Source organism: Saccharomonospora iraqiensis subsp. iraqiensis, from assembly GCF_000430445.1.
Lineage (GTDB): Bacteria > Actinomycetota > Actinomycetes > Mycobacteriales > Pseudonocardiaceae > Saccharomonospora > Saccharomonospora iraqiensis.
Window position 1 is genome coordinate 12,595 of record NZ_KE387062.1, and the last position, 3,523, is coordinate 16,117.

At 72.2% G+C, this 3,523-nt stretch carries 3 protein-coding genes; 1 reads left to right on the forward strand and 2 read right to left on the reverse strand.

The window, feature by feature from the left end:
* Both ACTIR_RS21840 and ACTIR_RS0105170 read right to left on the reverse strand, forming a co-directional pair.
* Window positions 1-1,284 (reverse strand): MFS transporter (locus ACTIR_RS21840; RefSeq protein WP_065388544.1); only part of this gene is annotated, 1,284 nt, incomplete at its 3' end.
* 126 nt (window positions 1,285-1,410) lie between these two features.
* Window positions 1,411-3,033 (reverse strand): peptide chain release factor 3, encoded by a 1,623-nt coding sequence (locus tag ACTIR_RS0105170; protein ID WP_026453477.1) that lies wholly within the window; start codon window positions 3,031-3,033, stop codon window positions 1,411-1,413.
* A gap of 113 nt (window positions 3,034-3,146) precedes the next feature.
* Here ACTIR_RS0105170 and ACTIR_RS0105175 point away from each other — a divergent pair.
* Window positions 3,147-3,523, forward strand: a 377-nt coding sequence (locus ACTIR_RS0105175) for an ADP-ribosylglycohydrolase family protein (protein WP_026453478.1), incomplete at its 3' end; no start/stop codon positions are given.

Below are 3,523 nucleotides of genomic sequence, written 5' to 3' on the forward strand. Positions count from 1 at the left end.
CGCGCCCGCGTCGGGGGCCGGGCCGACCCCGACGGCGTCCGCCCGCCCCTCGGGTGCGGGTACCTCCGGCGGGCGCACGAACACCGCCGCCACGATCACCAGCAGTGGCAACGGCAGTGCCCCGAGCAGCGCGGGCGTGTAGCTGCCGGTGGCCTCGTACAGGACGGCGAACAGCACCGGGCCGAAGGCGGTGGACCCCACACTGACGCCGGTGACCACACCCCGGATCGCGCCGATGTGGGTGGTGCCGAAGTGCCGGGGGAAGGTCGCGGCCTCGATGGCGCGGATACTGCCGTTCGCCGCGCCGAGCAACACGCCCAGCGCCACGGCGGACAGGCCCGGCGTGACCGAGGTGCCCAGCAGCAGTGCGCCACCGAGGAACGCCATGGCGAGCGCGACGAGCACCCGGCTCCGCAGGCGGTCGGCCAGCATGCCCACCCCGAGCGTCGACACGAGGTTCGCCACGGTCTGCGGGACGAAGTTCGCGGCCGCCTCCACGGTGCTCAGGCCGTGCGCGGTGAGCAGGTCGATCTGATGGAAGTTGATCGCCGTGGACAGCATTCCGGTGGCGGCGATGCCGCCGGTGACCGTCCAGAAGAACGGCGTCCGCAGCGCCACGGCCCGGGTGAGTCCCCAGGCCGGGCGGGGCGGCGACGCGGCGTCGGTGATCCTGCCGTCCGGCCGTTGGCCGAGGTCGGCGGGCCGGTCCCGCATCCCCAGCAGCGCCACGGGCAGCACCAGGGCGGCGACGACGAGTCCCTCGATCAGCCACGCACGCCGCCACCCGGTCTGCGCGATCAGCGACTCCAGCAGCACCGGGGCCAGCGAGATCAGCGAGACCCCGACGGCGTTGACCAGCCCCATCGCGGTGCCCCGCCTGCGGTCGAACCACAGGGCGACCGCGGTCGTCGCGGCCAGGCCGAGTGCACCCTGCCCCGCCATGCGGATGGCGACGAACCCCGCCGTCAGTCCCACGATCGAGCTCACCGCGGACAGCGCGCACAGGGCGAGCGCGAAGACCGCACCGATCACCGCCATGACCCGGCGCACCCCGAACCGGTCCAGCGCGCGGCCGACGAAGGGCATCGCGACCGCCCCGGTCAGAGTGCCCACCAGATAGGCGGTCGAGATCGCCGAACGGCTGATCCCCAGGTCGGCCAGCATCGGGTCGATGAACACCGACACGGCCGCTGTCTGCCCCGGTGCGGTCGTGGCGACCATCAACGCCGAGAACCCGACGATGTGCCACCCGTAGAACCCGGACGCCCCCAGACTCCCGCGCACGCCTCCCCCTCCTGAGTTAACCGTGAAGGGCACTTTCCCTGCGTGTCACGCAGCGAGGGGCACATTCACTGCGTCAGGCGCAGGGAAAGTGCCCTTCACGGCACACACGCAGGGTGACCGGCCCGGTCAGGTGCCTTCCGCGACGAGGGGTTCCAGGGAGAGGTCCGGGTGGGTGCGCAGGAGGATGCGCATGCTCATGTCGTCGGTGAACAGGGCGAGGTCGGCGCCGTCGGTACGGGTGAGGACCTCGCTGTTGCGACCGGAGTCCACGAGTGCGCGCTGCGCCGGGTCGCCCAGCCTGCGCACGGTCGAGTACGGCAGACGGTCGAGCCGCACCGGCGCGTTGAACTCGTGGGCCATGCGGTGCTCGGCGACCTCGAACTGCATCGGCCCCACCGCGGCGAACACCGGGGTGGCGTCGCCGCGCAGGTCCGAGGTGAGCACCTGGATGACGCCCTCGGAGGCGAGCTGGTCGACGCCCTTGCGGAACTGCTTGGCCTTGCTCAGGTCGGCGGGCCGGGCGACGGCGAAGTGCGCGGGCGCGAAACTCGGCAGACCGGGGAAGCGCACCGCGGGTTTGCCGGTGTAGAGGGTGTCGCCCACCCGCAGCGCCGAGGCGTTCACCAGACCGATCACATCGCCCGGATACGCGGTCTCCACCGTGGAACGCTGCGAGCCGAACACCTGGTGCGCGTACTTGGTGGCGAACGGCTTCTTCGTGGTCGCGTTGGTGACCACCATGCCCCGCTCGAACACCCCCGAGCACACGCGCGCGAAGGCCACCTGATCGCGGTGCGCGCGGTCCATCCCGGTCTGCACCTTGAACACGAACGCCGAGAAGTCGGCGTCCAGCGGGCGCGGGTTCCCGTCCACGTCCGGACGCGGCTCCGGCGCCGGCGCGAGCGAGACCAACAGGTCCAGCAGGTGCTTCACGCCGAAGTTGCGCACCGCCGCGCCGAACAGCACCGGCGTGGCCGAACCGTCCCGGAACCGCGCGGCGTCGAACCCGCCGTCCGAGGCGGTCAGCAGCTCGGTCTCCTCGACGGCCCGGTCCCACTCCTCGCCGTACTCCGCCCCGGCGGCGTCGGCGTCCAGCCGTTCGTCCTCGGCACGTCTCGCGCCGCCCGCGGTGGGGGCGTAGCGCACGAACGACCCGTCGGTGACGTCGAGGACGCCCTTGAGGTGCCCGGAGATCCCGACCGGCCAGGTCAACGGCATCGGCTGCAACCCGATCCGCTCGGTCAGCTCGTCGCACAGCTGAAGCGCCTCGCGACCGGGCCGGTCCCACTTGTTGATGAACGTGATCACCGGGATGCCGCGGTGGCGGCAGACGTCGAACAGTTTCAACGTCTGCGGCTCCAGCCCCTTCGCCGAGTCGAGCAGCATCACCGCCGAGTCCACTGCGGACAGTACGCGGTAGGTGTCCTCGGAGAAGTCGGCGTGGCCCGGGGTGTCCAGCAGGTTGATCACCGTGTCGCCGTAGGTGAACTGCAACGCCGCCGAGGTGATCGAGATGCCGCGGTCCTGCTCCATGGACAGCCAGTCGGAGACCACACCCGCGCGGTCGCCCTTGCCGTGCACCGCACCCGCCTCGTTGATCACGTGCGCGTGCAGCGCCAGCGCCTCGGTGAGCGTGGACTTGCCCGCGTCCGGGTGGCTGATGACGGCGAACGAGCGCCGGCGACGGGCCTCGGCGGCCACATCCGCCCCGTCGGCGGTCGCGGTGCCCGCGACAGGCTTCGCGCTCATGACGGGCTCATCGCACTGAGTTCAGACATACCGGGACGACTATACCCGCGCGGGACGGTACCCTGCCCGTACGGTCCGTGACCGCCGTGGTCACGGACCCCGGGAGGTGGGAGATGTCCACGGTCACCCGGCTCGACCGTGCCCGGGGGCTGCTGCTGGGGCTCGCCCTCGGTGACGCGCTCGGCGCCCCGTTCGAGGGGCACTCCGACGTGACCGAGGCGGACATCCTCGCGCTGGAGCGCGGTGACGGGCCGCTGACGTACACCGACGACACCGCCCTGGCACTGGTGCTCGCCGAACACCTGGCCCGCAGGCTGGGCACCGGACACCCGCTCGACCCGGACACCCTGGCGCCGGAGTTCGCCGAGGTGTGGCGGCGCGAGCCGGACCGCGGCTACGGCGGCACCGTCCGCGAGGTGTTCCGGCTGATCGACACCGGCGTGCCGTGGCGGGAGGCGGGCGCCACCTTCGGCGGCGAGGGTTCCCTGGG

What these genes read in the sequence shown, in the direction of transcription:
- ACTIR_RS0105170 (WP_026453477.1), bottom strand. Translation starts at nt 3,033, where the DNA reads ATGAGCGCGAAGCCTGTCGCGGGCACCGCGACCGCCGACGGGGCGGAT.